Below are 284 nucleotides of genomic sequence, written 5' to 3' on the forward strand. Positions count from 1 at the left end.
CTGCCCGGACTGGCCGGCGACATTCTCACCACCGGTACGGCGCTGACCGCGTTCCTCATCGGGGCGGGGACCATCGCCGTACTGGTGCTCTGGCCCCGCCTCCCGGCCGGAGCCCGGATGATCCCGGGCCCGCTGGCAGCCGTGGCCCTGGCCACCGGCGCGGCCTTCCTGCTGGACCTTCCCGTCGCCAAGGTCGAGGTGCAGGGCCTGCTGGAGTCCATCAACCCGCCCGGACTCGGAGAGTTCGGGCAGCTGGCGAGCGTGGCCGCCATCGGCACCGTGCT

General features: G+C 73.2%; 1 pseudogene. It reads left to right on the forward strand.

The window, feature by feature from the left end:
• Positions 1 to 284, forward strand: a pseudogene (locus CU044_RS26535) (SulP family inorganic anion transporter); the annotation flags it as partial.

The organism is Streptomyces sp. L-9-10 (assembly GCF_004151105.1).
Lineage (GTDB): Bacteria > Actinomycetota > Actinomycetes > Streptomycetales > Streptomycetaceae > Streptomyces.